Genomic DNA, 26931 nt, shown 5'->3' on the forward strand with positions numbered 1-26931 from the left:
ATCGTAGAACGCAGATGTATGTAGTGGTGGTGCGTCGCTCGGGGGATGCATCACAGAGGGGACCACAACACGATCAGTGGTAGTCGACCTTGATGGTGGCACCGTCGTTGTTCATCGAGTCGATCAGGGCCGCGGCCACCTGCGTGGCCCGCAACCCGTCACGGGCCGACGCGAGCGGGGACGGCACCTCGGCAGTGAGGGCGTCGACCCACGCCTGCAGTTGGCGCCGGTAGGCATCGGCGAACAGCGGCCGCCAATCCTCCGGGTACGTCGCCGCCGAACGCAGCGACGAGTCGACCGTCAGAACGTGGCTCGGTGCCAGACTCACCGCACCGGTTTCGCCGACCACTTCGCAGCGCACGTCGTAGCCGTATCGGGCATTGACGAACACATCGACCACCGTCAGCACACCGTCGGCGGTGCGCAGCATCAGTATCTGCGGGTCGTGACGTGAGGTGTCCAGCGAGGTGGGCTTCGGCGCATGCCAGCTGAGTTCGACGATCTCGGACCCGAGAAGCCAACGGGTGATGTCGATTTCATGGATCGCAGAATTGGTGACGGTGCTTGCCGAGTCGCCACCCGGATACGACGTCACATTGCGGTGGGACGCACGCACCAGCAGCGGGGCTCCGACGGAACCGGACCGAATCTCCTGCACCATGGCCTGGTAAGGGGCGTGGAACCGTCGCATGAAGCCCACCGACACGAGCGGATTCGCCAGTGCCAGAGCCTCTTCGCGGCTGACCAGGTCGACGCATTCGGCGAGCGTCGGGGCCAGCGGCTTCTCGCACAGCACCGGCCTGCGGTGATCGAGACACAGCGCCACCTGCTCGGCGTGGGCGGAGTCGTGGGAGGCGATCACCACCGCATCGACGTCCGGGGCGGTGATCAACTCTGTCGCCGTCGCGACGGTGCGCGCCGACACCTCCAGCGCGACCGCGTCCGCACGGGCCGCGTCGTAATCGGTCACCACCGTCACCTGCGCACCCGACACCGACCGAGCGAGGGTCCGGGCGTGATCGGCGCCCATCACGCCGACACCGATCACCCCCACCCGAATGCTCACGACGCTGCCACCGCGGCCGGATCGCGGCCGTCGAGGACGGCCATCGCGCCCTCGACCGCGGCGCGGATCGTCAATGCCATCGCCCGCTGTGTGAACCCCATCAGGTGCGGGCTCAACACGGTATTGGCGTGGTCGAACACCGGGTGATACGCGGGCGGTTCGGGATCGAACACGTCGAGACCGAGCCCGGCGAGGTGCCCGGACTGCATCGCCGCGTGCGCGGCGTCGAGGTCGATCAGCGCGCCGCGACTGCAGTTGACCAGGATCGACCCCGGTCGCATCCGGGCCAACCGGGACTCGTTGATCAGGTGGTGGTTCTCGGCGGTCAGCGGCGCATGCAGGGTGACGAAGTCGCTGGAGCGGAGGACCTCGTCCACGGTGGCACACCGGTACGCCTCGGGGATCTCGGCGAACGGATCGTACGCCCGCACCTGTAGGTCGAACGCCTCGGCGATCTGGGCGACCTTGCGGCCGATCCGCCCGAATCCGACGACGCCGAGGGTGGCGCCTTCGAGGTCACCGACCGTGACCGCACCCCGGTCGTTCCACCGCCCGCCCCGGACCAGACCGGTCAGAGTGGGAAGTCTCTTGACCAGTGACAGCAAGTGCGCGAACACCCCTTCGGCGACCGACACGGTGTTACTGCCCGGTGTGATCACCACCGGGATTCCGCGGCGTCCGGCTTCCTCCACATCGACGAGGTCGGTTCCGACACCGGTGCGGGCGAGCACCTTCAGCGCCGGCATGCGGTCGAGCAGCGCGGCGTCGACGGTAAACGCCGCCCGCACGATCGCCGCCTCGGCCACAGCCAACTGCTCCTCGGTAGGGTCGAGGATCAGTTGCTGATGCGCCTCCAGATACGGGTCGACGAGCTCCCGGTCGAGTGGGCCGAGCGCGACGAACAGTTGGGTCGAAGTCGTGGTTGGCATCAGCATCCTTGCAGTGTCGAAAGGTCGTGGGCGGGGAACCGGTCAGGCCGTGCGGGAGGCGGTGGTACCGGCGATTTCGTCGAGTTTCTGCCATTGCCCGCTCGCGGCGGACACCTCAGCGGCGGTGACGATCGCGGCCGCCGACACGGCGTCGTGAACGTTCGAATTCTCTTGCGGTCCACCGGATACCGCGAGAAGGAACTTCTTGGCCTCGATGGTCTTGAGGTCGTCGAACCCGAGGGCATTGCCGGGGCCGGGCTGGAAGCGGGAGTAGTCGCCGTGCTTCGGGCTGGCGTTGACCGTGGTGTAGCCCTGTTCGGCGTTCGCGCGGCCCAGGCACACCTTCAGCTCGTTCATCCGCTCGAAGTCCCACTTGACGGACCCTTCGGTGCCGTAAACCTCGATCTGGTAACCGCACTCGGGGCCCACGATCACCCGGGACGCCTCGATGGTGCCCACCGCACCCGATCCCGGGCCCTCGGATCCGAATCGCACCAGCGCCGCGGCGTAGTCCTCGTTCTCCACCGGCCCCATGTCCCCGTTCTCGATGACCGCGAAGTGGGTGCCCGATCCCATCTCCAGCTTCGGGCGTTCGGTGTAGACGGTGCTGGTGAGCGCATTGATCTCCGCGATCGGGCCGACCACGTACTGGCACAGGTCGCTGGCGTGGCTGAACAGGTCCGCCAGCACACCGGAGCCGGCGAGCTCACGGTCGAACCGCCACGACAACGCACCATTGGGCTCGTTGGCGTAGCCGGAGAAGAAGGAGGCGCGCACGTTGGTGATGCGGCCGAGCCGACCGTCGGCGATCAGCGTGCGGGCGTGCTCGACGGCGGGGGCGTGCCGGTAGTTGTAACCGATCGACGTGATGACTCCGGCCTCGGTCGCGGCGTCCTCGATCGCGGCGGTCTCGGAATAGCTACGCCCGACCGGCTTTTCGATCCAGAAGTGCTTGCCGGCCTTCGCCGCGGCGATTCCGATTTCGGCGTGCAGGAAGTTCGGCGCGCAGATGGACACGACCTCGACGTCGGGGTGCGCGAGGACCTCACGGTAGTCGGTGGTGCCCTCGGCGAAACCGAGGACGTTCTGCGCGAATTCGACGCGGCTGGGTGCGGTGTCGGCGGCGATCACGAGCTTCGGGGTGATCCCGAGTTCGGGGTAGACGATCGGGACGTCGCGGTAGGCGCGCGAATGCAGCTGTCCCATCCAGCCGACGCTGATCAGGCCGACTCCCACGGTGCGTGCGGTCGTGCTCACGGTGTTACCTCTTTCGGTTCTGCCCCAGTGGGCTAGATGGTTCTGCCCGGGTGGGCTAGGCGGTCTGCTCGGGCCGAGCCGTGGCGAAGGCCTCGGTCAGGGCGGCGGCGAGCATGGTCGAGTCGGAGCCGACGGCCACGAAGCGGAATCCCAGTTCGACGTAGCCGGCGGCCAGCGCTGCGTTCGCGGCGAGAATGCCTGCCGTCTTGCCGTGCTGGTGGGCGGCCTCGAGGACCCGGCCGAGCGCGGCGGTGAACACCGGGCTGTCGAACTGCAGGGGCACTCCGAGGGCGAAGGACAGGTCCAACGGTCCGACGAAGAGCACGTCGACCCCGTCCTGCGCGGCGATCTCGTCGACCGAGTCGAGGGCGGCGAGGGTTTCGATCTGGATGACGCCCAGTGCGGACTGCTCGTCCGTCAGCAGCGGAGAGCGGTCCATGCCCCACCGGCAGGAGCGGTTGTAGGTGGCGACCCCGCGGTCTCCGTGCGGCGGGTACGCCAGGTGCGTGACCGCGTCGGCGACCTGGTCGGGCTTGTCCAGCCGCGGGACCATGATCCCGGCCGCGCCCTGGTCGAGGGCCCGGCCGATCCGGATCCGTTCACCGGATTCGATCCGCACGACGGTCGGAATGCCGTAACTGCCGGCGGCGAGGATGCCGTCGCGCAATACGTCCTCGGATCCGGACCCGTGTTCGAGGTCGATCAGGATCCAGTCGGCGCCGGCGGCGGCGCACACCTCGGCTGCGGTCGAGGACGCCATGCCGACGAAGGTGCCGACGGTGGTCTCGCCGTCGGCCAACCGCTGACGGAGAGTGCCCTTGTCGAGTGGACTGTTGCTCATCCGAACCACCTCTGCCGTCCCACGGCGTTGTCGTAGTCTGCGCGCAGGGTCTGCACCCATTCCTGATCGGACACCTCGGCGGGTGCGACGTCCCACCACACGTCCCCGCCGGGCAGGTCCACGTGCGGCACCGTCGGCACCACGATCACGACCGGGCCGGACGCGGTCCGGGTCTCGTCGAGGGCGGTACTCAACTCGGCGGCGGTGGTGGCGCGGATGGCCCGTGCGCCCAGTCCTTCGGCGATCTGCCGCAGGTCGACCCTCAGGTAGTCGCCCTCGAGGCGCGCCTTCTCGCCGGTCTCGGCGATGATGTCACCGTCGGTGCGGTAGCGGAACTCGTTGCCGAATTCGCGGCCGTTGCGGTTCATCTGCAACCGGTGGATGACCTGGTAGCCGTGGTTCTCGGACACCACGATGGTCACGTCCAGGCCCTCCTGGGCGGCGGTGACCAGCTCGGTGGGTGCCATCAGGAACGTGCCGTCGCCGATGAAGGTGACGATTCGCTGGCCCTGGTTGCCCTCGGCGAGGCGCACACCCATCGCGGCGGGAATCTCGTACCCCATGCAGGAGAACCCGAATTCGAGGTGGCAGTGCCGGTTCCCGGTCGCGTCCCACACCTTCTGCAGGTCGCCGGGCGGCCCACCGGCCGCGGCAATGATCGTGTCGCCGTCGCGGGCGTGTTCCTGCAGCAGCCCGATCAGCTGGGGCTGGGTGAGCACGGCACCGGTGACCGGGGCGTGCGGGTGCTCGGCGGGGACGAACGCGGTGTCGGGGTCGAGAGCGGCCGCCCGGATCGGGGCCCAGTCCGCCTTCGCCGTCCGCGCGGTGTCCTGCCAGGCCGTGCTGGTGGTGTGCCCGGCGAGCGCGGCGGTCAAGGCCTCGAGTCCGAGGCGGGCGTCGGCGAGGATTCCGGTGGCCCCCTGCTTGCGGGTGTCGCCGTCGACGACGTTGAGGGACGCGAACCGGACGTTCTCGTTCTCGAAGATCGACTGCGATCCGGTGACGAAGTCGGTCAGCCGGGTCCCGACGCTGAGCACGAGGTCGGCCTGCTTGACCAGGATGTTGGAGGCGAAGTTGCCCTCGAGTCCGACACCGCCGAGCTGCCACCACTCGTCGCGGCTGACCGCGCCCTTGCCGCCGAACGATTCGACGACGGGGATACCGGCCTGCTCGGCGAGCTCCTCCAGTGCCGCGGTGGCGTCGGAGTAGTGCACGCCGCCACCGGCAATGATCACCGGACGCGCCGCCTCGCGGATCTGGGCGGCGACCGCGTCGACCTCCGCGGGGTCGGGCAGCGGGCGGCGGATCTTCCAGTCGCGGGGTTCGAAGAACTCGACCGGGAAGTCGAAGGCGTGGGACTGGATGTCCTGCGGCAACGAGAGTACGACGGCGCCGGTGTCGGTGGGGCTGGTCAGCACCCGCATGGCCTGGGGGAGCGCGGTCAGCAATTGTTCCGGGCGGGTGATGCGGTCGAAGAACCGGGCGACCGGACGGAAGGTGTCGTTGACGGTGAGGTCGGCTTCGCTGGCATGCTCGAGTTGCTGGAGCACCGGCCCCTGATGGCGGGTGGCGTAGGTGTCACCGGGCAGCAGCAGCAACGGAAGCCGGTTGATCGTCGCCAACCCGGCAGCGGTGACCAGGTTCAGCGCACCCGGTCCGATGGACGCGGTCACGGCGAGGGTGGCGCGGCGGCGGCTGGCCTTGGCATAGGCCGTGGCGATGTGCGCGAGGTACTGCTCGTGCCGACCCTGGATGAAAGGCAGGTCGTCGGACAGTTCGTCGAGGGCCTGTCCGAGGCCTGCGACGTTGCCGTGACCGAAGATGCCGAGTGCGGCGGGGATCAGGCGGCGCCGGTCGCCGTCGGCGACCGAGTATTGCGCGGCGAGGTATTTCACGACCGCCTGGGCCGTGGTCAGCCGAACTGTCTTGTGTGTGCTCAGTGGTGTCATGTCGTCGTTTTCTGTGAGTGCCACGAATGTGAGTGAGCGGGAACCGGTTACCAGGGTCGGCCGTGCAGGATGATGGTCTTCTCCTCGGTCATTTCCTCGACCGCGGACCGGACACCTTCCTTGCCGATGCCGCTGCCCTTGAGACCGCCGTACGGCATCAGGTCGGCCCGCCAGAGCGGAGTCCAGTTGATGTGGATGTTGCCGGCGTCGATCTGCCGCATCGCCCGAGTCGTCGCGCTGACGTCGGAAGTGAACAGTCCGGCGCCGAGGCCGTACTCGTTGTCGTTGGCGAGGGCGATCGCGGATTCGATGTCGGGGGCGGAGGAGACGGCGACCGCGGGGCCGAACAACTCGTCGCGGCTGAAGGGGGAGGTCGGGTCGACGCCGGCAACGACGGTCGGGGAGACGACGGCGCCGTCCCGGTCACCGCCGGTGAGGACCTTCGCGCCGGCCAGGGCAGCCTCGGCGATGGCCGAATGCACCCGTGTCGCTTCGGTTTCCGAGATCAACGAACCGAGCTTGGTGTCGGCGTTCGCGGGATCGCCGACGACGATGTCTTCGACCTTCGGGACGAGGGCGTCGAGGAAGTCCGCCTCCACGCGTTCATCGACGATCACGCGTTGCACGCTGATGCAGACCTGGCCCGCGTTGATGTACCCGCCGGCAGCGACCGCCGAGGCGGCGAGTTCGATGTCGGCGTCGGGGAGCACGATCACCGGGCAGGACGCGCCCAGCTCCAAGGACAGCTTCTTGATTCCCGCGATGGAGGCCAGACGGGTGCCGGTCTGCGTGGAACCGGTGAAGGACACCTTGCGCACCCGGGGGTCGGTGACCAGGACGTCACCGAGCACGGAGCCCGGCCCGGTCAGCACCGACAGCGTCTCGGGTGCGAGGCCGGCGTCGACGAAGCACTCGGCCAGCTTCAGTGCGGTCAGCGGGGTGGTGCGGGCCGGTTTGAGCACCACCGCATTACCCGCGGCGAGTGCGGGAGCGATCTTGTGCAACACCAGCAGTGCCGGGTAGTTGAACGGGGTGATCGCCACGACGATGCCGCAGGGCTGGCGCAGGGTGAAGCCGATCTTCTCGAGCCCGGTTCCGGGGTTGGCGTCGAGCGGCAACGACGAGCCGTAGAGCTGGCTGCCCTCGAAGGCTGCCAGCCGGATGATGCTGCCCGAGCGGCCGGCCTCACCGCGGGCTTCACTGATCGGCTTGCCGGTCTCCGCACTGATGGTCTGCGCGATGTCCTCGGCGCGCTGATCGGCCAGATCCGCGGCACGCATCAGAACGGCGGCTCGTTCGTGCGCGGGCATCGACCGCAACACTCGTGCGCCGATCTCGGCGCGATCGAGGGCCGCGGCGGCGTCGGCGGCTGTGGCGACCGGAACCGTATCCACCGCATGACCGTCGAACGGTGACCGGACGGTCTCCGTGCGGTCGTCTGCGGCGCCGCGCCATTCACCGGCGAGCAACATATCCATGTCAGGACTCCATACGTCGAGTTCGTCGTCACCCCCCGCATGTGCCGAGGGTGGCATGTGATTGCAAGCGAAAGATCTTGTGACATCGGCGGTTCCGGACCAGCCGTGGCATGTGTGAAAGGGCGTCGGTGACGCCCGGTTAACCGGTCAACGCGTGTGCCGCGACCGATCGAGGTGGCTCTGTCGGCGCCGTCCCCTCGAGGGGAACGACCGGGCACCCCGTGCCTGTGAAGCATCGCTCTTACTCATGCTGCCAGTCTTGCTGTGATCCATGCCTCAATCAAGACGAAAAAGCCATCAAATATCCATCATTTGCAGCGTGGTCTGCGAGCGACACAAGTCGTCTCCACATCAACCCGGCGTGAGGAGTGTGGCCTCACGTTGCCGTCCATGGCGCCAGGCTCAACGCGCTGTGGGCACTATCGAGACTCAAACCTCATACAAATAGTGATCCGCCTCTGGCCGCCGGATTCTCGGCTCACGCCGAGTATTGATCGCTCTTACTTGGCAACTGCAAGTGAGAAGAGACGCTTGTCGCGCCCGATAACGAGTACTGCCAACGTCATTCGGCCTGTGAGGCAGGTGGCTGGGCCTGCGCTATTCGCAGAATGCGGCGCACACGCCGCTCCAGGCAGCTTCCGCTCCCGCTTTTCGCGGCATCTGCAACAAGAAGTCGGTTGCGGGGGAGGGCTGGGCCCCATCCTGGTCTACGTGCCGCGACCGTGGGCGCGTTCGACTCTGTGCGATCGTAAGTAGTGCCCCCACGCGGTCCGTTTCATCGTGGTGTCGACATCGTCGACGCACCGAGGAGCAGGGCAGTGAGCAGTTCAACGATCGAGGCCGAGGCAGTGACCGACCGCGAACTCGAAGATCGGTTCCATCCGATCTTCGACCGGATCGCCGAGGGCGCGCTGGGCCGGGAACGGGATCGCAGGTTGCCGTTCGACGAGGTGGGTCTGCTTCGCGACGCGCGGTTCGGTGCCCTGCGCGTCCCGGTCGAGTTCGGCGGGTTCGGTGCGTCGGTCCGACAGCTGTTCGGTCTGCTGATCGATCTGGCTGCCGCGGAATCGAATTTGCCGCAAGCGCTTCGGGTGCACTGGAGCTTCGTCGAGGACCAGCGTCTCGCCGAGCCGACCGACGCCCGTGAGCGGTGGCTGCGCGCGGCGGCGGAGGGAACACTGGTCGGCAACGCCATCACCGAACCCGGTGTGGGAGCCGCCGACCGGTACCAGACGACGCTGCGCCGCCGCGACGACGGCACCTGGGTCCTGGACGGCGTGAAGTACTACAGCACGGGCAGTCTCTACGCCGATCACATCCTCGTCGCGGCCGACCGCGACGGCGAGCGGGTGTCGGTGCTGGTGGACGCCGACGCTCCGGGCGTGACACAGACCGACGACTGGGACGGTTTCGGACAGCGGCTCACCGCGAGCGGTACGACCACATTCTCGGGTGTCGTGGTGCCCGAGGGCCGGATCCTCGGGCCCGGATACGGTGCGCCCGGCCGCACCTACGCGACGTCCTACCTACAACTCGTGCAATTGGCCGTCCTCGCCGGGATCGCCCGTCGTGCGGAGGCGGACACGGCGGAGTGGGTTCGTGCCCGTACCCGCACGTTCACCCACGTCGCCGCCGACCTGCCCCGGCACGACCCGCTCGTGCAGCAGGTGATCGGCAAGCTGTCCGCCGCCGCGTACGGCGCCCGCGCGACCGTGCTCGCCGTCGCCGACGAACTCGACCACCTGCTCGACGCCGGCGGTGAGGACCCTGAACTCCTGGACCGCGCCGAGGCGGCTGCAGCCCGCGCGCAGTCCGTGGTGATCGGCCTCGTCCTCGACGCGACCGCGCAGTTGTTCGAGGTGGGGGGTGCGTCCGTCACCTCGTCGGAACTCGGTCTCGACCGGCACTGGCGCAATGCACGCACGATTTCGGCGCACAACCCTCTGATCTACAAGCAGCAGTCGGTGGGGGCGTACGTCCTGAACGGTGATCCGTTGCCGTACGCCTGGAGCGCCGGGCAGCGGCAGAGCGTGCGTGACGCGGGCGCACCGGCATGACCCGGCAGATCCGTTTCAACGCCTTCGACATGAACTGCGTCGCCCACCAGTCGCCGGGACTGTGGCGGCACCCGGCGGACCAGTCGCACCGCTACACCGACCTCGGCTACTGGACCGACCTCGCCCGGCTCCTCGAACGCGGGCTGTTCGACGGCCTGTTCATCGCGGACGTGCTCGGCACCTACGACGTCTACGGCGGAACCGATGAGGCCGCGCTGCGGCAGGGCGCCCAGATCCCGGTCGCGGATCCGTTGCTGCTGGTCTCGGCCATGGCAGCGGTCACCGAGCACCTCGGCTTCGGCGTCACCACGGGGACGGGATTCGAGCATCCGTATCCGTTCGCGCGCCGACTCTCCACCCTCGACCACCTCACCCGGGGACGGATCGGGTGGAACGTCGTGACGGGTTACCTGCCGTCCGCGGCCCGGAACTTCGGTGACGCCGATCAACTCGACCACGACACCCGGTACGACCATGCCGACGAGTACCTCGAGGTGCTCTACAAGCTGTGGGAAGGCTCGTGGGAGGACGACGCCGTCGTGCGCGACACCGAGCGCGGCGTGTACGTCGATCCGGAGAAGGTGCACCACATCGGCCACCGCGGAACGCATTTCACGGTTCCGGGCATCCACCTGTCGGAACCGTCGCCGCAGCGGTCGCCGGTCATCTACCAGGCGGGGGCGTCGCCGCGCGGTGTGCGGTTCGCCGCCGAGAACGCCGAGGCGATCTTCGTGGGGCCGCCGTCGAAGCGGGTGCTGAAGGACACCGTCGCACGGATCCGGCGGGCCTCGTCGACGCCGGCCGCGACCCGTATTCGGCGCGGATCTACGCGCTGGCCACCGTCATCACGGACAGCACCGACGAGGCCGCGGCCGCGAAGCAGGAGGAGTACCGGCGATACGCGGACCTCGAGGGCGCCCTGGTGTTCACCTCCGGCTGGATGGGGATCGACCTGTCGCGGTACGACCTCGACGACCCGATCGGAAACGTCGAGAGCAACGCCATCCAGTCGGCCGTGGCCGCATTCCAGGAGGCCGCCGACGACGGCCGCGAGTGGACCGTCCGCGACATCGCGGAGTGGGCGAGCATCGGCGGTCTCGGGCCGCGGTTCGTCGGCTCCGGCGAGACCGTTGCGACGCAGTTGCAGGAGTGGGTGGCCGACACCGACGTCGACGGGTTCAACCTGGCGTACGCGATCACGCCGGGATCGTTCGAGGACGTCGTCACCCATGTCGTGCCGGCGCTGCAGGCCCGCGGTGCCTACCCGACCGGTTACACCGACGGAACCCTGCGCCACAAGCTGTTCGGGAAGGGCGATCTGCTTCCCACCGACCACCGAGGGGCGCGGTACCGACTCGGCGGCGACCTCTCGACGCGGACCGACCGCTACCGCGCGTACACGAACACCTGAACGACCACCACAACCACCGGGAGAACCCATGAGCACACCCCGCACCGCCGCCGTCGTCGGAGCCGGACTGGCCGGCACCACCGCCGCGCTCGGCCTCGTCGACGCCGGTTTCGCCGTCACCCTCTACAGTGACCGCGACCGCGACGCCCTGCGCAACGACGTCCCGGCCACCGGCACCGCCGTCTACTTCGGCAAGTCCCGCGAGGCCGACGCCCGCATCATCGAGGACCTCTACGCCGACGGTCCGCACTCGACCGGGATGAGCACCCGTCTGCACACGGGAGAGGGTGACACCCGCGCCGACGTCCTCGAGTTCGACCCCGACTTCCGGTACGTCGCGCAGGGCGTCGACGTGCGACTGCGGGCCGACGACCGGCTCGGCCGGTTCCTGGATCGCGGCGGCCGCTTCGAGGTCCGGGCGGTGAACCTCGACGACCTCGACGCGATCGCCGCCGACCACGATCTGACGCTCGTGGCGACCGGAAAGGGCGGGCTGTCCACGCTGTTCCCGGTGGACACCGAACGGACCGTGTACAGCGAACCGCAGCGCCGACTGCTGCTGGTGACGTTGCAGGGCCTGGGACACGGCCCCGACACCTTCGGCTACCGGTCCGATGCGGGCGGCGCGCACAATCTCTTCAACCTGCACACCGATTTCGGTGAGGCCTGGCTCGGCCCGTACCTGCACAAGGACGCCGGTGCCACGTGGAGTTTTCCTCGGCTTCGCGAAACCGGGCAGCCCGTGGGAGGAGCGGTTCGCCGCGGTCACCGACGTGCACTCCGCGCGGCAGACCGTCGTCGACTTCTACCGCGACTACTTCCCGCACGACGCCCCCGAGATCGAGCGGTTGCAGGTCATCGAGTCCGACCCGCACTCGTGGCTGACAGGGGCGGTCACCCCGACGGTGCGCCGCGCGGTCGGAACGACCACGAGCGGCCACGTGGTCGCGGCGATCGGTGACACCGCGATCGCGTTCGATCCCCTCGCCGGACAGGGGGCCCAGAACACCGCCGTGCAGGTGGCCGCGCTCGTCGAGGCGGTCCGCGGGCACGAGGGCGAGTTCACCGCCGACTGGCTGTCCGAGCAGTTCGAGAAGCACTGGAACACACGGGGTCACGCGGCCGCCGAGGTCACCCGGCTGTTCCTCGGCGACCCGAAGTACGCGGTCCACGCCGAATTGCTGTTCCCGGCGGCAACCGTGAGCGAACCCGTCGCCGCGGCCCTGTTCGGGTTCCTCTCCGAACCCGACACCCTGATCGGTATCGACACCAGGGAGGACGTTCTCGCGTTCATCGCCGCGGCGGCCGGGGAACCGGCCGAGGACGTGCTCGCACGGTTCGCGCCCAGCGCCGGATTCGCCGCGTCTCCGGCGGCCCGAGTCTGAGCGGCTCCCAGCGTCTCCCACCGGACCCGTGGCCGCCGAGTTACGTGCTCACCCGGCGTCTGCGGGGCCGGTTCCGGGATGATCCTGCTGTTCGCGTCGACGACGGGCGCGAAAGTTCGCCACGTTGACGCGGTTTCCGCACACCTGGGGCATGCAGAACCGGCGCCGGCCCGCCCGGCTGGTGTCGACGAAAATTCCGCTGCACGAAGGGGATTCGCACGACCGGAACCGGCTCGGTCCCAGTGAAGCCACGGTTCCGAGCAGGCCCGTTCCGATGACGACGGCCAGGTCGTCGGCGAGAGTCGACTCGGGTGCGGTCTCGAGGTGCCACGTCCATGTGCCGTCGTGGCGCGCGAGGAAGGGGACGGTGCGGGCCACGCGCAGGAGTTGGTTGGCTCCGTCGACGATCGCCTCCTCGTTCGGCGCGGCCACGACGTCGCGCACGCGTGTCCGCAACGCACGGACGTCGTCCAGATCGGTGCCGGTCGCAGGCCGGTCTCCGGGGGCGATGCCGTGCTCGGTGAGGAAAGCGTGCAGCGACTCGCCGTCGGTGAGGGCGTCACCGGTCGCGACGAGCACCTCCGGGGCGGTGAGGACGAGCGCCGTCGCCACCGATGCCCCGAAGGTGTAATCGGTGAAAGTCAGTTGCAGCACTTACATCCTCCGTCTAGCGTAATGGTTACCGGACCAGTTTAACCATTACGTCTCGGAGGATGATCATGACTCGACAGCAGATCTCCAACACGGCCGACACCGGCCGGTGGCACCTTCCCGACCGGGTGACGGTGGACGGCGCCACCGTCGCGGCCGGAGTCTTCGGCGACGGCCCGCCCGTCGTCCTGGTGCACGGCACACCCTCGTCCTCGTATCTGTGGCGCGCGGTGATTCCCCGCCTCGCCGAGCAGAACACGGTGTACGTCTGGGACCTCCCGGGCTACGGTGACTCGCCCGCGGTTCCCGGCGAGCCGGTGGCGATCCGCACGCACGCTCGCGTGCTCGCCCGGCTGCTCGAGCACTGGGGACTCGACCGGCCTGTGCTGGTAGGCCACGACATCGGTGCGGCGGCGGTACTCCGGGCGCACCTCGTCGAGGGAGTCCCGGTCCGGCGCATCGCCCTCCTCGACGCGGCCGTGCTCTCGCCGTGGGTGACGCCGGTAGCGCAGCACATGCAACGCAACCTCGACGTGTACCGCACGATGCCGACGCACATCTTCCAGCGCATCATCGAGGCGCACCTCGACACCGCGACGCGTCGTCGGCTGCCGTCGTCCGTCGCGGAGGCCTACCTCGGTCCCTTCGCGGGCCCCACCGGACAGCAGCGTTACCTCGACCAGGTCCACTATTTCGACGAACGCGACACCGCCGAGGTCGTCGAGGAACTCGGCACGGTGAAGGTGCCGGTGCAGATCGTGTGGGGCGCGGACGACGAATGGCTGAACCGTTCGTTCGCCGACGATCTCGCGAGCCGCATCCCCGGGGCGCGAACAACGTTCGTTCCCGAAGCCGGGCACTTTCTCACCGAGGACGAGCCCGACCTCGTGGCGCAGGCTCTCGCCGACTTCCTCACGCAGTGAGCGCCGGTGTCACTGTCGGTCGGGAGTGTGCAGCGGGTCGGTAATGGTGATCTCCGCCGTCGGCGTCAGGACGTTTCGGTGGTAGTCGGAGATCGAATCGACGAGGGCCGACACTGCCGGCGCGGCGAAGTGGTCGGGCTCCCAGCCCGCATAGAGGGTGACGGCGAGAATGCCCTCGGGGATCCGGATCGGCACACGGACGAGGTTGAAGAGGGATTGGTCGGTCAGTACGGCAACCCCCTGGCCCGATGCGGCGAGTGCTCTGGCCACAGACGTCACCGACACGACCCGGGGGTCGACGTAGGCGAGGCCTTGGCCGGCGGTTGCGGTGTCGAATGCGAGTCGGGCGGCGTTGTTGCGCTGCATCAGGATGAGCGACTCTCGAACGAGGTCGGCCAGGAAGACGTGGGTCCGTCCGGCCAGGGGATGTTCGGGTGCCGTCAGCGCGCACACCGGGGCGCGGCCGATTACCCGGGTCTCCATCGACCCGGGCGGTGGGAACGTCGAGATCCCGATGTCGGCATCTCCGCGCTGGACCACGTCGTACACGGTGCGGGTATCCCGCTCGATGATGTCGTTCAGGCCTGACCGCAGGTATCGGCCCGCGAGATACGGTCCGAGGACGTCGGCGATGGTGGTCGCCGGCGCTGCGATCGTCAGCGGAATGTCGTCGCCGCGGGCGAGGTGCCGGAGTACCGAGCTCGCCTGGTCGGCCCGCGCCACGAGGTCGCGGGCGAGTGGCAGGAAGCGTTCGCCCGCGACGCTCAGACGCAAAGCGCCCGGTCCGCGCCGAAACAACTCGACACCCAGCTTCTGCTGCAAATTGTGGAGTTGCCGGGAGAGCGAGGGTTGCGCCACTCGCACCGCCCGGGCGGCCGCCGTAACCGACCCATGGTCGACGACGGCGAGGAAATATCGAAGTACACGAATCTCCACCATGCCTCCTAGGCATCGGGCTGCTGCGAAATGGATATTGGACGGTTATAGCAGCACTCTTCACACTTATCTCCACGCAGATGATTGTGAGCCGGCTCATGGCTCCGGATCTTTCGAGGAGAAGGCATGAACGCTAAACCCGGCCCGGGTTCCGAGGCCGTCCCGAACCTTCGAGGGGCGCGGAGAGCAGGCTTCGGCGCGCTGATCGGCACCACGGTGGAGTGGTACGACTTCTTCATCTTCGGTACCGCAGCCGCACTCGCTTTCGGGCCTGTGTTCTTCCCGTCGGCATCGCCGACCGTGGGACTGCTCGCCTCGTTCGCGACGTTCTGGTCGGGTTTTCTGGCTCGTCCCCTCGGGGGTGTGATCTTCGGCCATCTCGGCGATCGGATCGGCCGGAAGAAGACGCTGATCACCACCCTCGTCCTGATGGGTCTTTCCAGTACGGCCATCGGACTCTTGCCCGGCTATGCATCGATCGGCCTCGCCGCCCCCGTTCTGCTCATCCTGCTCCGGATGGTTCAAGGACTCGCGTTGGGCGGCGAGTGGGGTGGTGCGGTGCTGATCGCCGCCGAGCACGCGCCGCCCGGCCGACGGATGCTGTTCGGCGCCTTCGCGCAACAGGGATCGCCCGTCGGCAACATCTTGGCGACCCTGGCCTTTCTGGGGGTCAGCACACTCCCGGCTGACGATTTCGCCGCCTGGGGCTGGCGGATCCCCTTCCTCTTCTCGGCGGTACTGCTTCTGGTCGGGTTGATCATTCGAATCGGTGTGGAGGAATCACCGGAATTCCTTGCGGCGAAAGAACACGGGGAGATTTCCGAGGCGCCGGCACTCGAAACCATCCGAACCGCTCCCGCCCCTCTCCTTCTCGGAATCGGAGCCGCGGCGATCGGTGTCGGCGGGGCCTATTTCATGGGCACGTTCATGGTTGCGTGGACGACCACGGACCTGGGTGTCAGCCGATCGACGATCTTGTCGGCCTTGCTGCTGGCAACGGTCGTGCAGTTCTTCGTCCAACCGATCGGCGCACTCCTGGCGGATCGCTTCGGGGGGACGCGAATCATGGTGACGGCGCTGGTCGCCACGGTGATCTTGACCCCGCTTGTTTATGCGCTGGTCAGCACAGGTGAGATTGGTCTGATCTACGTCGGCCTCGCCCTCGGTGCTCTGACGAGTCCGGCGTACTTTGCGGTGTTGGCCAGCTTCCTCGCGCAAGCGTTCGACGCCCGGATCCGCTATACCGGTATCTCTTTGGCTTACCAGTTGTCTGCAACGTTGATCGGCGGAATGGTGCCGTTCATCGCTCAGTGGCTCCTCGCCGGCAGCGGCATCGCCATGGTGGCGGGGTACCACGTGGCCCTCACCTTGCTCACCTTGGCGTGTGTGGTCATGCTCGCCCGGCGAACGCGAACTCGGCCCGCCCCTCAATCGGAGCCCGCAGATATCAGCCTCAACGTCTCGGCCGACCGTCACGTCGCTGCCGAAGTCGACTGAACACCCCCAACATCACCACGACTCGAGGACTATCTCATGGACACACCGGAACAACCGCGCATCGTTCGCGGACGTCGAATCCTCACCTCCGCTGCGGAATCCGCCGACGCGATCGCGATGATCGGTGACCGCATCGTCGCGCTCGGCGACACCAACGATCTGCTCCGACAATTCCCCACCGCCTGGATCGACGACCGGGGAGACGCCGTGATCTCACCCGGATTTCACGACGCACACCTGCACCTCGCGATGGCCGCCGACAACGAACTGAAGCTCGACGTGTCACCCTCGCAGGCATCCACGCTCACGCAGCTACTCGACAAAGTCGGTGCCGCGGCCAAGGGCGATCCTGCACAGGGCTGGGTTCGCGCGGTGGGCTACGACGACGCAAAGATGCCCGAAGGTCGCGTTCTGACCCGCTGGGACCTGGACACCGTCACCGGGAACGTTCCCACGATCGTCCTCCATGTCGCCTGTCATTGGGGAGTGGTCAACTCCGCAGCACTCGCCGCGGGGGGCATCACCGACAACTCGGAACCGCCCAGCGGAGGTGACTTCGGACGAGACGGAACTGGTCGGCTCAACGGCATTCTCTATGAGCGCGCTCTCACCGATTTCGCCTACGCCCAGGGCGATGTGGACGGGAGGACGGTCGTACCCGAGTTGGGACTCGACGAACGGATAACAGCGCTGGGGAACGTGATTCGGCGCTGGCACGCAGCAGGCTTGACTTCGGTCTGCGACGCCTTTGCCGGGCCCGCCGATATTCGTCTGTTCGAGGCGGCTCGCGAGCAGGGCCTGCTGACGATGCGTGTCGGATTCCTTCTCGCCGCCGAGCACTACGACTCAGTACACCGGCTCGGCCTACGCTCGGGTTTCGGCGACGACCACCTGCGCTTTGTCGGGGTGAAGGCGCTCGTCGACGGCGCTGTCGGCGGGCGAACCCTCCTGCTGGAAGAACCGGACCACGACACCGGGCATCACGGCATCCAGGTGCTCACCCGTGAGGAGCTCGCGGAGGTGGTCCAGAAGGTGCACGGTGACGGCAACCGAGTCTGCGTCCACGCCAACGGTGACCGCGCCATCCGGCTCGTCCTCGACGAATTCGAAACCGCGCAAAAGCAAATGCCGCGACCCGGACTGCGGCACCGCATCGAACACTGCAGTGTGGTGGACGAGGACATCTTGCGACGCATGCACGAGCTTTCCGCGATCGCGGTCCCCTTCGGCAACTACGTCCATCAGCATGGCGGCCATCTCATCGACTGGTACGGCGAGCAACGGGTAGAGCGGATGTTTGCACACCGGGCGTTCCTCGATGCCGGAGTCACCGTGGCGGGGTCCTCCGACTTCCCCTGTGGGGCAGTCGAACCCCTCCTGGCGATGCAGAGCATGGTCACTCGAACCGGGTGGGACGGTGCCCTCGTCGGGGCATCGCAACGAGTCTCGCCGGCCGAGGCCCTCGCGATCTACACGGCAGGATCAGCGGTTGCCACCGGCGAGGAAGACCGCAAGGGCACACTCGCCGCGGGCCGGCTCGCCGACTTCGTGGTGCTGGACGAGGATCCGCTGGATGTGCCGCACGACCAGATCTCGAAAATCGGCGTCCAATCGACGTTTGTCGGGGGAGTGGAGGTGTACGCCCGAGACTGAGACGGCGGTGGCCACTACCGGTCGTGGTCGGCTTCGCATCGACATCGTTCGACGAGTATCACAGCGCACAGGAGGAGATAGGCGCCGGGAACGATGAGGATGGCGGTGGTCAGGGCGACGATGATGGCCAGGAATTCCATGGCTGCTCCACAGGTAGGTGCTCGGCGAGGGAGGGGCCGGGATCGTCGGCGATACCGAATGACGTGCGTGTCTCACGGTAGATGCCCGCGGTGGGGATTTGGGTAACCACCACGTGAACATGGTCGGGATCGGTCACATAAAGACGTTCCGTCGGGCACAGTGGGACCGACGACCCCCGACAGGAGGACTCGATTTGCTGGTCTTCGGCGAGCCATACGAGGCGAGTAACGGCACCGTGATTGTCACCGTTTCACGTAAAGGGTGGGGCTCACGGCCCGAGCGTCCGGTCGGCATCTACTCCGTCAGCGCAGAAAATACCGCGTGGATCCCGGCCGTCGACACCAGCCTGCACGCGTTGATCGGGGTATGCACAGGATTCGCGGCGGCGGTGATCGGCACCATCGCGGTGCTACGGCGACCACCGTGGCCGGAGATGACTGAGCGCGTCATGACCGCGATCGCGGAAGCGCGGATTGCGGAAAGCCGACAGCGGTAGGGCTTCCAGCCTGCCTGCCTCACTGTTGGATCAGACGCCTTCCCTCCCGCCCGTGCCAAGGACGGGAAGCGACAACTCGGCCGTGGAAGAGGCTCTCAGGGTTGGAGGAGGACCTTGATGGCGCGGCGCTCGTCCATGGCCTTGTATCCGTCGGCGACCTCGCTCAGCGGGAGGGTGAGATCAAAGACCTTGCCCGGGTCGATCTCGCGTCGCCAGATCCGGTCGATCAGGTCGGGAAGGAACCGGCGCACCGGGGCGGGACCGCCGTGCAGGTGGATTTCGGCGTAGAACAGTTCCTCGCCGGGCAGGTTCACGCCATGTGAGACGCCGACGAAACCGAGATGCCCACCGGGGCGGGTCGATCGGATGGCCTGCATCATCGCTTCCTGCGTCCCGACCGCTTCGATCACGGAGTGCGCGCCGAGTCCGCCGGTGAGTTCCTTGATCTTGGCCACGCCCTCGTCGCCGCGTTCGGTGACGATGTCGGTGGCACCGAACTCCAGGGCAAGGCGTTGGCGAGGCTCGTGGCGGGACATGGCGATGATCCGGTCGGCGCCGAGTTGCTTGGCGGCAAGAACGGCGAGCAAGCCCACTGCGCCGTCACCAACAACAGCCACAGTCTTACCGGGGCCGGCCTCGGCAGCGACGGCGCCGTACCAGCCGGTGCCGAGCACGTCGGAGGCGGCCAGCAACGACGGGACTAGATCCGGGTCGGGGATGCCGGGAGTGGCGACGAGGGTTCCGTCGGCGAGAGGGACCCGCAGCAGATGCGCCTGCGCGCCACCGGCGCCGGCGAACTCGACGTGCTCGCAGCGGGACTGGTAACCGGCCTGACAGATCTCGCAGGTGTTGTCGGAGGCGAAGAACGATCCGACGACGAAGTCACCGACCTTGACGTTGTTGACGTCGTCACCGATCTGTTCGACGACGCCGACGTATTCGTGGCCCATCGGGGTGGGTTGGGCGACGGGGTTGATGCCGCGGTAGTCCCACAGGTCCGACCCACACACGCAGGAGGCGGCCAGACGGATGATCGCGTCGGTCGGAGCGAGAATCTGTGGGTCCTCGCGCTGTTCGTAGCGGACGTCCCCAGTGGCGTGGATGACGGCTCCGTACATGGTCAGTTCTCCTTGGTGAAGATGTCTTGGCGACGGTCATCGCGCTCATGCCGTTGGGCCATCCGGTGTAGAACGCCAAATGCAGGATCGCTTCCTTCAGCTCGTCCTCGGTGACACCGTTGCGGCGGGCGTAGTCGAGATGGAAGGTGAGCTGATCTGTCTTACCCGTCGCGGTGAGTGCGGCGACGGTGAGCAGGCTGCGGTCCCGCTTGGACAGACCGGACCGTTCCCATACCTCGTCGAACAGCACCTTGTCGGTGTAGTGGACGAGTCCGGGGGCGAAATCGCCGAACGCGTTCTGTCCACCGGTCCAGCCAGTACCCGTGTTCTCAGATGTCATCATCTTTCCTCTCATCCGGCATCCTGGGATGCCTCGTCGTTGTTCAGTTCGTTTGCTGCTGCGACTCCTCGCATGCACTGCTTTCGACTTCATGCCGTTGTGCTGCGTCGCGATCGGTGAGGAAAGCACCGATGCCGACGGTCGGCAGGGACGCGAACAGACGCCATCGACCGCCAAAGACTGATCGACGCCATGAAAAGTCAGGCGAAGTGTGGTTTCGGCGCCATCGTCACCATCGGGGAATCTCTGCAAGTTCTATGACAGCTTCAAAACGTCCCCGGAGGGAGTCTCTGATGAGGGGTGTACCACCAGAGCATCCCCTGCGTGGCTGCGTCGGCATAACGTTTGGAGCGTGGACAACAGGAGTGAAGCACGAGAGTTCCTCATGTCCCGCCGCGCGAACCTCACCCCCGAGCAGGCAGGTCTGACCGTCTCCGGGCAGCGGCGTGTGGCGGGACTGAGACGCAGTGAAGTCGCGATGCTCGCCGATGTGAGCATCGAGTACTACGCCAAGATCGAACGCGGCAACCTTGCCGGGGTCTCCGACTCCGTCCTCGAAGCGGTCGCGCGAGCACTGCAACTGGACGACGCCGAACGCGAGCACCTCTTCGACTTGGCCCGCGTCGCGGGCGGTGCCGCCCAACCGGTGCGTAAGCGCAACCCGAAGAGGTGGGTAGCCAGGGAGAGCCTCACGCGGGCACTGGATGTGATCACTCACGGGCCCGCGTTCGTACGCAATGGCCGAATGGACATCCTTGCCACCAACGCGCTGGGTCGCGCGTTCTACGATCGCGTCTTCGACGGGACGGGGCAGGGCAATCTCGCGCGGTTCTGCTTCCTCGACGAGCGCGCCAAGGAGTTCTACCCCGACTGGGAAGCCGCCGCCGACATCACCGTGTCGATCCTCCGGACCGAGGCTGGCCGTGACCCCCGCGATAAGCAACTGCACGATCTCATCGGTGAGCTCTCCACACGCAGTGACGCGTTCCGCACCCGGTGGGGCGCGCACAACGTACGCCGCCACGGCTCGGGCACCAAAAACTTCCAACACCATGTCGTAGGCGAGTTGACCTTGTCCTACGAGGGCATGGAGCTGACCGCCGAACCCGGACTCTCGTTCCTCATCTACACCGCCGAACCCGCTTCAGCGAGCCAGGAACGACTCAGTCTCCTGGCGAGCTGGGCCGCCACCGCACAACAACAGGAAGACACCGACCCACAGAAGACTCAGGCCGCTGCGCCGAAGGAGACGAATCTATGAAACAGCTGATATGTGGTCGTGTCTTGTCAAGTGGCAGGTGGAGGCGGCCCCGGGAACCTCGGTTTCCGGGGCCGCCTCCGTTTCGGTCGACGATCGGTGTCAGCAGTGGGGTCGGCATGTCGATATTCGCGACACGTGGTCAGACTGATATGCGCGGGTTGGATACCGCAGGACGATTGTTCGGCAGGAACGGTGCTGCTGCTCTAGTGTCGGGCGTCGCAACAGTGGGTTCTCGGATTCTGTTGCTGCTCATAGCTGTATCGCAGGTCGTTCCTCACGCTGCCGGTCTCGCCACCGTTGCCTCGTCGACCAGATTATGGGAACTGAGAGTCAGTCGTCGATCGTGGCGAGGGACCAGCACCATCCGGCGAGCTCGCGCGCGACGGCGACATTTGCAACCACCGGACGCTTTTTGCGGGCGGTGAACTGTTCCCATTTGTGGTGGAGTCGGTGGTTGCCTGCGTGCCCGCGTGCTCGCGCCGCGGGAGACGCCTTCTCCCAGCGGCGGTGCATTACTTGGCCGGGGTTGCGGTAGGTCTTGCGGTGATGCCAGGCCGCCTCGACCAGTAACCGCCGGGCGTGGCCGTTGCCGGTCTTGGTAATCGATCCCTGCGAGCGGGAGGTCCCGGATGAGTACTCGCTGGGCACGAGACCGACGTAGGCGCCGATGGTGTTGCCGGTGAATCGTTGCCAGTCCCCGATCTCGACCGCGAGGCCGAACGCAGTCAGCGTGGACACCCCTCGTAGACATCCGAGCCTGCGCACCATCGGCGTGTAGGGGCTGTCCTCGGCCATGTCTGCGATCGCGGCATCCAGGCGGTCACGGCGTGCGAGTGTCAAAATCATCGCCTCGTAGTCCGAGTCGAACGCCGCTTGAAGTGCCGGTTGGTCGAAACTTTGTCCGCGCAGCCATACGTCGTGAGCAGCGGTCCACGCCGCCCCACCGGAATAGACGAGGCCCTGCCGCAGCAGTAGTTTCGACAACCGATGCCGGCACCGCATCAAGTCCCCCCGGGCGTCCTCACGGGCGCGGACGAGATCACGGGCCGCTTCCTGTTCCACCGAGGGCACGCTCACTTCGACGATCTCACCCAACCGCAGGAGTCGAGCCAGATGCAGGGCGTCACGGGCATCGGTCTTGATCCGGTCTCCGGCAGGGCGTTGTAGCTTCGACGGGGCCACCACCACGCACTCCACAGCGGCCGCGGTCAGTGCCCGACACAGCCCGAACCCTGTCGGGCCAGCCTCGTACACCACCTTCACCGGACTCGGGAGCGTTCGTAGCCAGGCAAGGACCTCGCCGTAGTCGGGACTCAGCCGCCTTCTGAACACTTCGCCAGTATCTTCGTCGATCCCGCACGCTACGACCGACAACGCGTGCACATCCAAGCCGACACTCGTACGCTGAACTCTCACCGGGGGCCTCCTGACCTGCAAATGTGGCTCTACCAGCAGTGATTTTTCACCTGGCAACCCACGAGGCTTTGCAGAACGAGGCCCTCGGCCCCACAACGTAGGCCCTCATACCGTCTAGCCCAGAACCCGACAGGTAAAAATCCTCCGGAGCAGTTCACCGGCGACGTGTGGGTCGACCCGATCGCCACCCCGCAGGAGCCGGGCCAGCGGATGGTCGTCGCCAGCGTCCGGTTCGCGCCCGGTGCCCGTACCGCCTGGCACTCCCACGAGAGCGGTCAAACCCTCCACATCACCGATGGTGTCGCGCTGATCGGCACCCGCGACGGAACCGTGATTCGCGCCACCCCCCGGCCAGACCATCTACACCCCGCCCGGCGAGGAGCACTGGCACGGATCACCCACGTCCACATCGGGGACGGCCCGGCCGATTCATGACCAGCTGCTCGAGCTGGTGGCGACTCGGGCGAGTGTCGAGCGGTGCCTCCGCGACGCGAAGGTGACCCAGCCGCCCGTTCGAGGAACTGGTCTCGGCCACCACCGGTGACCACCATCAGTACCCCGACGGTTTCGCTCTCTACACAGGAACCCTTTTCGCTCCGACCGTTGATCGCGACCTGCTAGGGCAAGGCTTCACGCACAAGGCCGGCGACGTCGTCACCATCAGCAGTAAACATCTCGGTTCACTGATCAACGAGGTCGGCGACACCGCGTTCTTGCCGGACTGGTCGTTCGGACTACGCCAGTTGTTCGACTACCTCCACACCCAATCGGTACCCCGTCCGGCGGTCACCACCACTGCCGCCGTGTAGCCGAATTCGCAGCAGACCGGGGCGCCGAGGCCCCGGTCTGCTCGACGCTTACTTCCCGCCGACGATGCCGCTGTCGAGGAGTTTGGCGATGTCGGAGTCGGAGCTGCCGAGGAGGTCCCGGAGCACCCTCCCGGTGTCGTCGCCGACCGCGGAGGCGGGCGCCACGGTGGCGTGGTGGCCGTCGAACGATGCGGGATGCCCGGAGGCGAGGTAGGTGCCGATCCGCGGCTGGTCGAGGGGGGTGAACATCGGGTTGTTCTCGAGTTCCCCGGATTTCACGACCTCCTCGAAGGTGCGGTAGCGCTCGGCGAGGACGGACGTCTTCGAGAGTGCCTCCGCCACTTCGGCCGCGGTGTGTTCGCGGAACCAGCGGGCGAACAGGGCGGTGAGGACGTCGCGGTGGGTGAAGCGATCGGTGTCGCGCGCGAAGTCGACGTCGAGTGCGGTGGCGAGTGCCTCCACGGCGGTCGTGGTTCCGGTGACGGCGACCAGGTCACGAAAGTGCCGCGGGGTGAGAGCGACGATCATGAACCGTTCGCCGTCGCTGGTGGTGAAATCCGTTCCGTACGTGCCGTAGACGGAGTTTCCGGTCGCCGGCCTGCTGGTGCCGTTGATCTGGATTTCGGTGAGGTAGCCGAGGGTGCCGGCGGTGGCCAGCGCGACGTCCTCGAGCGGCAGGCGGATGTGGGTGCCCTCGCCGGTGGCGTCGCGGTGCCGGACGGCGGCGGCGACGGCCAGCGCGGCGTACAGCCCACACACCACGTCCCACGCCGGCAGGACGTGGTTGACGACGCCGGCGTGATCGGTGGGACCGGTGATGGACGGGAAGCCGAGCCCCGCATTGACGGTGTAGTCGACGGCGGGGGAACCGTCGGAGCCACCGAGGACTTCGAGGGTGATGACGTCGGAGCGCAGCGCCCTGAGCGCGTCGTGATCGAGCCAGTCACGGCCACCGGCGTTGGTGACGAGAATTCCGCCACCCGCACCGGGGGCCGCGACCAGTTGCTGTACGAGCTGCTGCCCCTCGGGACTGCGCATGTCGACGGCCACGGACCGCTTGCCGCGGTTGAGGCCGGCCCAGTAGATGCTCTCGCCGTCACTCGTGACCGGCCAGCGTTTGTAGCAGGCGGCGCCGCCGATGGGATCGACCCGGATCACCTCGGCCCCCAGCTGAGACAGTGTCAGCCCGCACAGGGGGGACGCGATGAAGCTGGAGACCTCGACGATCCGAAGTCCGGCAAGGGGAGTGTGGGCAGTCACGAGAGAAGCTCCTTGATGGTGGAGGTCAGGCCATGAGGGCGGTGAAACGCCAGTCGAGGACGGGAACGTCGGACGCTGCGGCGTTGTGCGCGAACACGAGTGAACGCAGATGCAGAACGCCGCCACCGTCGGGCAACGCCTCGGCGCTCTCGATCTCGAGTTCGCTGGTGAGGGTGTCACCCTCGTGAACGGGACCGGTGTGGTCGCAGGACTTCCAGCCCAGGACCGTGACGAGGTTGGGCAGGGCGCGCGTGGCCTGCCCGAGAGCGATGCCGATGGTGTGCCCGCCGTAGACGAGCCGTCCGTCCGCGCCGACCCGCTCGTCGTGATGGGTGGCCGCGATGTTGAGGGTGAGGCGCGCCAGTTCGGGGGCGCTCGAGACCACGTCGCCGCTGCTCCGCAGGACCGCGCCGGCGAGGTCGGTCGAGAAGTGCTGTCCGGGAACCTTGTCGCGGTAGCGGTCGAGGTCCCAGCCCTCGGGTGCGGCGAAGGACTGCTCCGTCTGCGGACCGATCGCGGACAGGTCGTCGGACTTGCGGACGCGGTCCTCGTCGGGGCTCTCGCTCAGCGGGAGCATGGCGCAGCGGTAGAAGTCGAGGACGGTGCGGCCGTCCTGATCCGTCGACGTCATCCGCAGTGCCGCCAGCCCGGTGGGTTTGCGTCCGGGCTTCGCCGAATTCTCGCGCAGACCCACCACTTCGGTGCGGGTGTACAGGGTGTCGCCGAGATGGGGGAAGTGGTGGAAGCGGAGGCCGCGGTAGAACAGGTTGGCCTTCACGTGGTGCGTGGCGAGCGTGGACTGTCCGATGGCCACGTCGCAGACGAGGCCGGGATTCGCCACGGCGTCCCCGGATCCGGTGACGGCCCGGGACAGGTGCGCGTCGAGGGGCAGCCGCAGACGGTCGCCGAGGATGGCTTGATGGGCGGCGGCGAGGCCGCTGGTGAGGGTGACGGCGGGAGCGGTGTCGAACACCTGCCCCACCTCGAGTTCGTCGAAGTACGGTCCACCGACGTACGTCTGCGTGATCGTCACTGTGCACCTACCTGGGCGAGGACCCGTCGTGCGGCCACCGCGACGGCCTCGTCGAGCATCTGCCCGTCGAGTTGCGCCGCCCCGCTGCCCGCGGCCTCGGCGGCGGCGAGTGCGTCGATCACGCGGCGTGCGTCCTCGACGGCGGAGTCGGTGGGGGTGAAGGCCGACGCAGCCGAATCGACCTGGGCGGGATGGATGACCCATTTCCCGTCGAACCCGAGCGCGCTCGTCCATGCGGCCGAGTGACGGAAGGCGCCGTCGTCGGCGATACCGAGGAACGGTCCGTCGATCGCCTGGATGCCCGCGGCGCGGGCGGCGACGAGGACGCCGTCCTGGACGGCGAGCCAGTGCTCGGGAAGGGCGGAGCGGGAACGACCGAGGGCCGCCCCGAGATCGGCGTAGCCGATGACGACGGACTCGAGCCGGGCGACGGCCCGGGTGATGTCGCCGATGTTCTGCACCCCGACCGGAGTTTCGACGAGAGCCTGCAACCCGATGTCGGTACCGGCGAGAGCCCGATCGGCGTGCGCCAGATCCTGCGCTGTCTCCACCTTGGGAACCACGATGCTCGTGAGTGCGTCGCCGAGGGAAGCGCACAGGGCGAGGTCGTCCTCGGCCCACGGCGTGGTCAGCGCGTTGATGCGGACCGAGACGGCCCGGGAGCCGTCGGACTCGCGCACGAGACGGCGCACGAGGTCGCGGGCGTCGGCCTTCCTGGCCGAGGCGACGGCGTCCTCGAGGTCGAGGACCACCTCGTCGGCGGTCGACCGGAGCGCCTTGACGGCCTTGCGTTGGTCGGATCCGGGGGCCACCAGAACGGCGCGCCTGCGGGTGAGGTTCTGCACGATGCTTCATTCCTAGCGTCCGGGAGCCCGGGTCGGGCTGATATGTACGGCCAGCCCGGTAGGGCTGCGCTGCTGATGCTGGCAGCGGCGCAGCCATCATGTCAAGACCGATCGTTGACTTTAGGAAGACATTATCGGATTATGGCCGTACAAATGTTGTGCGAGTGCGAGGTGGAGTG

Annotated in this window: 21 protein-coding genes and 3 pseudogenes; 9 read left to right on the top strand and 15 right to left on the bottom strand. The window is 67.4% G+C overall.

What is annotated here, in order from left to right:
* Positions 1-73: 73 nt before the first annotated feature.
* Genes WKC72_RS08430 through WKC72_RS08455 form a run of 6 tightly spaced genes read right to left on the bottom strand, consistent with a single transcriptional unit; the run spans position 74 to position 7520 of the window.
* On the bottom strand, positions 74-1066 hold the full coding sequence (locus WKC72_RS08430) for a Gfo/Idh/MocA family protein (protein ID WP_370182292.1): 993 nt from the start codon (positions 1064-1066) through the stop codon (positions 74-76).
* Positions 1063-1995 (bottom strand): NAD(P)-dependent oxidoreductase, encoded by a 933-nt coding sequence (locus WKC72_RS08435; RefSeq protein WP_370182293.1) that lies wholly within the window; start codon positions 1993-1995, stop codon positions 1063-1065. The genes WKC72_RS08430 and WKC72_RS08435 overlap by 4 nt, the downstream gene beginning before the upstream one ends.
* A gap of 42 nt (positions 1996-2037) precedes the next feature.
* Positions 2038-3252 carry a Gfo/Idh/MocA family protein gene (locus WKC72_RS08440; RefSeq protein WP_037237084.1) on the bottom strand — a complete coding sequence of 405 codons (1215 nt, stop codon included), beginning with the start codon at positions 3250-3252 and terminating at the stop codon, positions 2038-2040.
* Between the two features lie 55 nt (positions 3253-3307).
* Complete coding sequence (locus WKC72_RS08445) at positions 3308-4093, bottom strand: HpcH/HpaI aldolase/citrate lyase family protein (RefSeq protein ID WP_370182294.1); 786 nt, start codon at positions 4091-4093, stop codon at positions 3308-3310.
* Entirely contained in the window at positions 4090-6066 is a 1977-nt protein-coding gene (gene iolD, locus WKC72_RS08450) for a 3D-(3,5/4)-trihydroxycyclohexane-1,2-dione acylhydrolase (decyclizing) (protein ID WP_370182295.1), read from the bottom strand. Before iolD ends, WKC72_RS08445 begins: the two co-directional genes overlap by 4 nt.
* Before the next feature lie 23 nt (positions 6067-6089).
* Entirely contained in the window at positions 6090-7520 is a 1431-nt protein-coding gene (locus WKC72_RS08455) for an aldehyde dehydrogenase family protein (RefSeq protein WP_128641076.1), read from the bottom strand.
* Positions 7521-8338: 818 nt separating this feature from the next.
* Here WKC72_RS08455 and WKC72_RS08460 point away from each other — a divergent pair.
* The 3 genes and pseudogenes from WKC72_RS08460 to WKC72_RS08470 all read left to right on the top strand — a co-directional run bounded on the left by WKC72_RS08460 (position 8339) and on the right by WKC72_RS08470 (position 12373).
* The gene (locus WKC72_RS08460) at positions 8339-9577 is read left to right on the top strand and encodes an acyl-CoA dehydrogenase family protein (protein WP_370182296.1); all 1239 of its coding nucleotides are present in this window, start codon (positions 8339-8341) and stop codon (positions 9575-9577) included.
* Positions 9574-10988, top strand: a pseudogene (locus WKC72_RS08465) (LLM class flavin-dependent oxidoreductase). Before WKC72_RS08460 ends, WKC72_RS08465 begins: the two are co-directional and overlap by 4 nt.
* Before the next feature lie 28 nt (positions 10989-11016).
* Positions 11017-12373, top strand: a pseudogene (locus tag WKC72_RS08470) (styrene monooxygenase/indole monooxygenase family protein).
* A 48-nt stretch (positions 12374-12421) separates the two neighbouring features.
* Here the strand turns inward: WKC72_RS08470 and WKC72_RS08475 are convergent.
* Positions 12422-13024 (bottom strand): CGNR zinc finger domain-containing protein, encoded by a 603-nt coding sequence (locus tag WKC72_RS08475; RefSeq protein WP_370184293.1) that lies wholly within the window; start codon positions 13022-13024, stop codon positions 12422-12424.
* A gap of 68 nt (positions 13025-13092) precedes the next feature.
* Between WKC72_RS08475 and WKC72_RS08480 the strand changes: the two genes are divergently transcribed.
* Positions 13093-13947: an alpha/beta fold hydrolase gene (locus WKC72_RS08480; protein ID WP_370182297.1), complete on the top strand. Its 855-nt coding sequence runs from the start codon at positions 13093-13095 to the stop codon at positions 13945-13947.
* Positions 13948-13956: 9 nt separating this feature from the next.
* Here WKC72_RS08480 and WKC72_RS08485 read toward each other — a convergent pair whose 3' ends face one another.
* Entirely contained in the window at positions 13957-14886 is a 930-nt protein-coding gene (locus WKC72_RS08485) for a LysR family transcriptional regulator (RefSeq protein ID WP_255221629.1), read from the bottom strand.
* A gap of 123 nt (positions 14887-15009) precedes the next feature.
* On the opposite strand from WKC72_RS08485, the gene WKC72_RS08490 reads away from it, so the two are divergent.
* Entirely contained in the window at positions 15010-16380 is a 1371-nt protein-coding gene (locus WKC72_RS08490; protein WP_370182298.1) for an MFS transporter, read from the top strand.
* Positions 16381-16416: 36 nt separating this feature from the next.
* On the top strand, positions 16417-18033 hold the full coding sequence (locus WKC72_RS08495; protein ID WP_370182299.1) for an amidohydrolase: 1617 nt from the start codon (positions 16417-16419) through the stop codon (positions 18031-18033).
* 14 nt (positions 18034-18047) lie between these two features.
* Here WKC72_RS08495 and WKC72_RS08500 read toward each other — a convergent pair whose 3' ends face one another.
* Positions 18048-18173, bottom strand: coding sequence for a hypothetical protein (locus WKC72_RS08500; protein ID WP_268748106.1), 126 nt, complete (start codon positions 18171-18173; stop codon positions 18048-18050).
* Between the two features lie 194 nt (positions 18174-18367).
* Here WKC72_RS08500 and WKC72_RS08505 point away from each other — a divergent pair, with 194 nt between their 5' ends.
* On the top strand, positions 18368-18670 hold the full coding sequence (locus tag WKC72_RS08505; RefSeq protein WP_037237111.1) for a hypothetical protein: 303 nt from the start codon (positions 18368-18370) through the stop codon (positions 18668-18670).
* Positions 18671-18765: 95 nt separating this feature from the next.
* Here WKC72_RS08505 and WKC72_RS08510 read toward each other — a convergent pair whose 3' ends face one another.
* Together WKC72_RS08510 and WKC72_RS08515 are read right to left on the bottom strand one after the other, a co-directional pair.
* On the bottom strand, positions 18766-19788 hold the full coding sequence (locus WKC72_RS08510) for a zinc-dependent alcohol dehydrogenase family protein (RefSeq protein WP_370182300.1): 1023 nt from the start codon (positions 19786-19788) through the stop codon (positions 18766-18768).
* A 37-nt stretch (positions 19789-19825) separates the two neighbouring features.
* Positions 19826-20221 (bottom strand): annotated as a pseudogene (locus WKC72_RS08515) (carboxymuconolactone decarboxylase family protein); the annotation flags it as partial.
* 259 nt (positions 20222-20480) lie between these two features.
* Here WKC72_RS08515 and WKC72_RS08520 point away from each other — a divergent pair.
* On the top strand, positions 20481-21389 hold the full coding sequence (locus WKC72_RS08520; protein ID WP_370182301.1) for a helix-turn-helix transcriptional regulator: 909 nt from the start codon (positions 20481-20483) through the stop codon (positions 21387-21389).
* Between the two features lie 330 nt (positions 21390-21719).
* Here WKC72_RS08520 and WKC72_RS08525 read toward each other — a convergent pair whose 3' ends face one another.
* Positions 21720-22805 carry an IS110 family transposase gene (locus WKC72_RS08525; protein WP_200887690.1) on the bottom strand — a complete coding sequence of 362 codons (1086 nt, stop codon included), beginning with the start codon at positions 22803-22805 and terminating at the stop codon, positions 21720-21722.
* A gap of 165 nt (positions 22806-22970) precedes the next feature.
* Here WKC72_RS08525 and WKC72_RS08530 point away from each other — a divergent pair, with 165 nt between their 5' ends.
* Positions 22971-23240 carry a hypothetical protein gene (locus WKC72_RS08530; RefSeq protein ID WP_370182302.1) on the top strand — a complete coding sequence of 90 codons (270 nt, stop codon included), beginning with the start codon at positions 22971-22973 and terminating at the stop codon, positions 23238-23240.
* A gap of 422 nt (positions 23241-23662) precedes the next feature.
* Here WKC72_RS08530 and WKC72_RS08535 read toward each other — a convergent pair whose 3' ends face one another.
* From WKC72_RS08535 to WKC72_RS08545, 3 genes are read right to left on the bottom strand one after another with little or no spacing between them, the layout of a single operon-like run.
* The gene (locus WKC72_RS08535) at positions 23663-24874 is read right to left on the bottom strand and encodes a CoA transferase (protein WP_370182303.1); all 1212 of its coding nucleotides are present in this window, start codon (positions 24872-24874) and stop codon (positions 23663-23665) included.
* 25 nt (positions 24875-24899) lie between these two features.
* On the bottom strand, positions 24900-25907 hold the full coding sequence (locus tag WKC72_RS08540) for a MaoC family dehydratase (protein ID WP_370182304.1): 1008 nt from the start codon (positions 25905-25907) through the stop codon (positions 24900-24902).
* Positions 25904-26752: a CoA ester lyase gene (locus tag WKC72_RS08545; protein WP_370182305.1), complete on the bottom strand. Its 849-nt coding sequence runs from the start codon at positions 26750-26752 to the stop codon at positions 25904-25906. The genes WKC72_RS08540 and WKC72_RS08545 overlap by 4 nt, the downstream gene beginning before the upstream one ends.
* Positions 26753-26931 lie beyond the last annotated feature (179 nt).

Origin of the sequence: Rhodococcus wratislaviensis (genome assembly GCF_041228765.1) — a bacterium.
Taxonomy (GTDB): domain Bacteria; phylum Actinomycetota; class Actinomycetes; order Mycobacteriales; family Mycobacteriaceae; genus Rhodococcus_F; species Rhodococcus_F wratislaviensis.

Coding starts and splice junctions, on each gene's coding strand:
- WKC72_RS08435 (WP_370182293.1), bottom strand. CDS start 1,995: ATGCCAACCACGACTTCGACCCAACTGTTCGTCGCGCTCGGCCCACTC.
- WKC72_RS08445 (WP_370182294.1), bottom strand. CDS start 4,093: ATGAGCAACAGTCCACTCGACAAGGGCACTCTCCGTCAGCGGTTGGCC.
- WKC72_RS08455 (WP_128641076.1), bottom strand. CDS start 7,520: ATGGATATGTTGCTCGCCGGTGAATGGCGCGGCGCCGCAGACGACCGC.
- WKC72_RS08480 (WP_370182297.1), top strand. CDS start 13,093: ATGACTCGACAGCAGATCTCCAACACGGCCGACACCGGCCGGTGGCAC.
- WKC72_RS08485 (WP_255221629.1), bottom strand. CDS start 14,886: ATGGTGGAGATTCGTGTACTTCGATATTTCCTCGCCGTCGTCGACCAT.
- WKC72_RS08490 (WP_370182298.1), top strand. CDS start 15,010: ATGAACGCTAAACCCGGCCCGGGTTCCGAGGCCGTCCCGAACCTTCGA.
- WKC72_RS08495 (WP_370182299.1), top strand. CDS start 16,417: ATGGACACACCGGAACAACCGCGCATCGTTCGCGGACGTCGAATCCTC.
- WKC72_RS08500 (WP_268748106.1), bottom strand. CDS start 18,173: ATGGAATTCCTGGCCATCATCGTCGCCCTGACCACCGCCATCCTCATC.
- WKC72_RS08510 (WP_370182300.1), bottom strand. CDS start 19,788: ATGTACGGAGCCGTCATCCACGCCACTGGGGACGTCCGCTACGAACAG.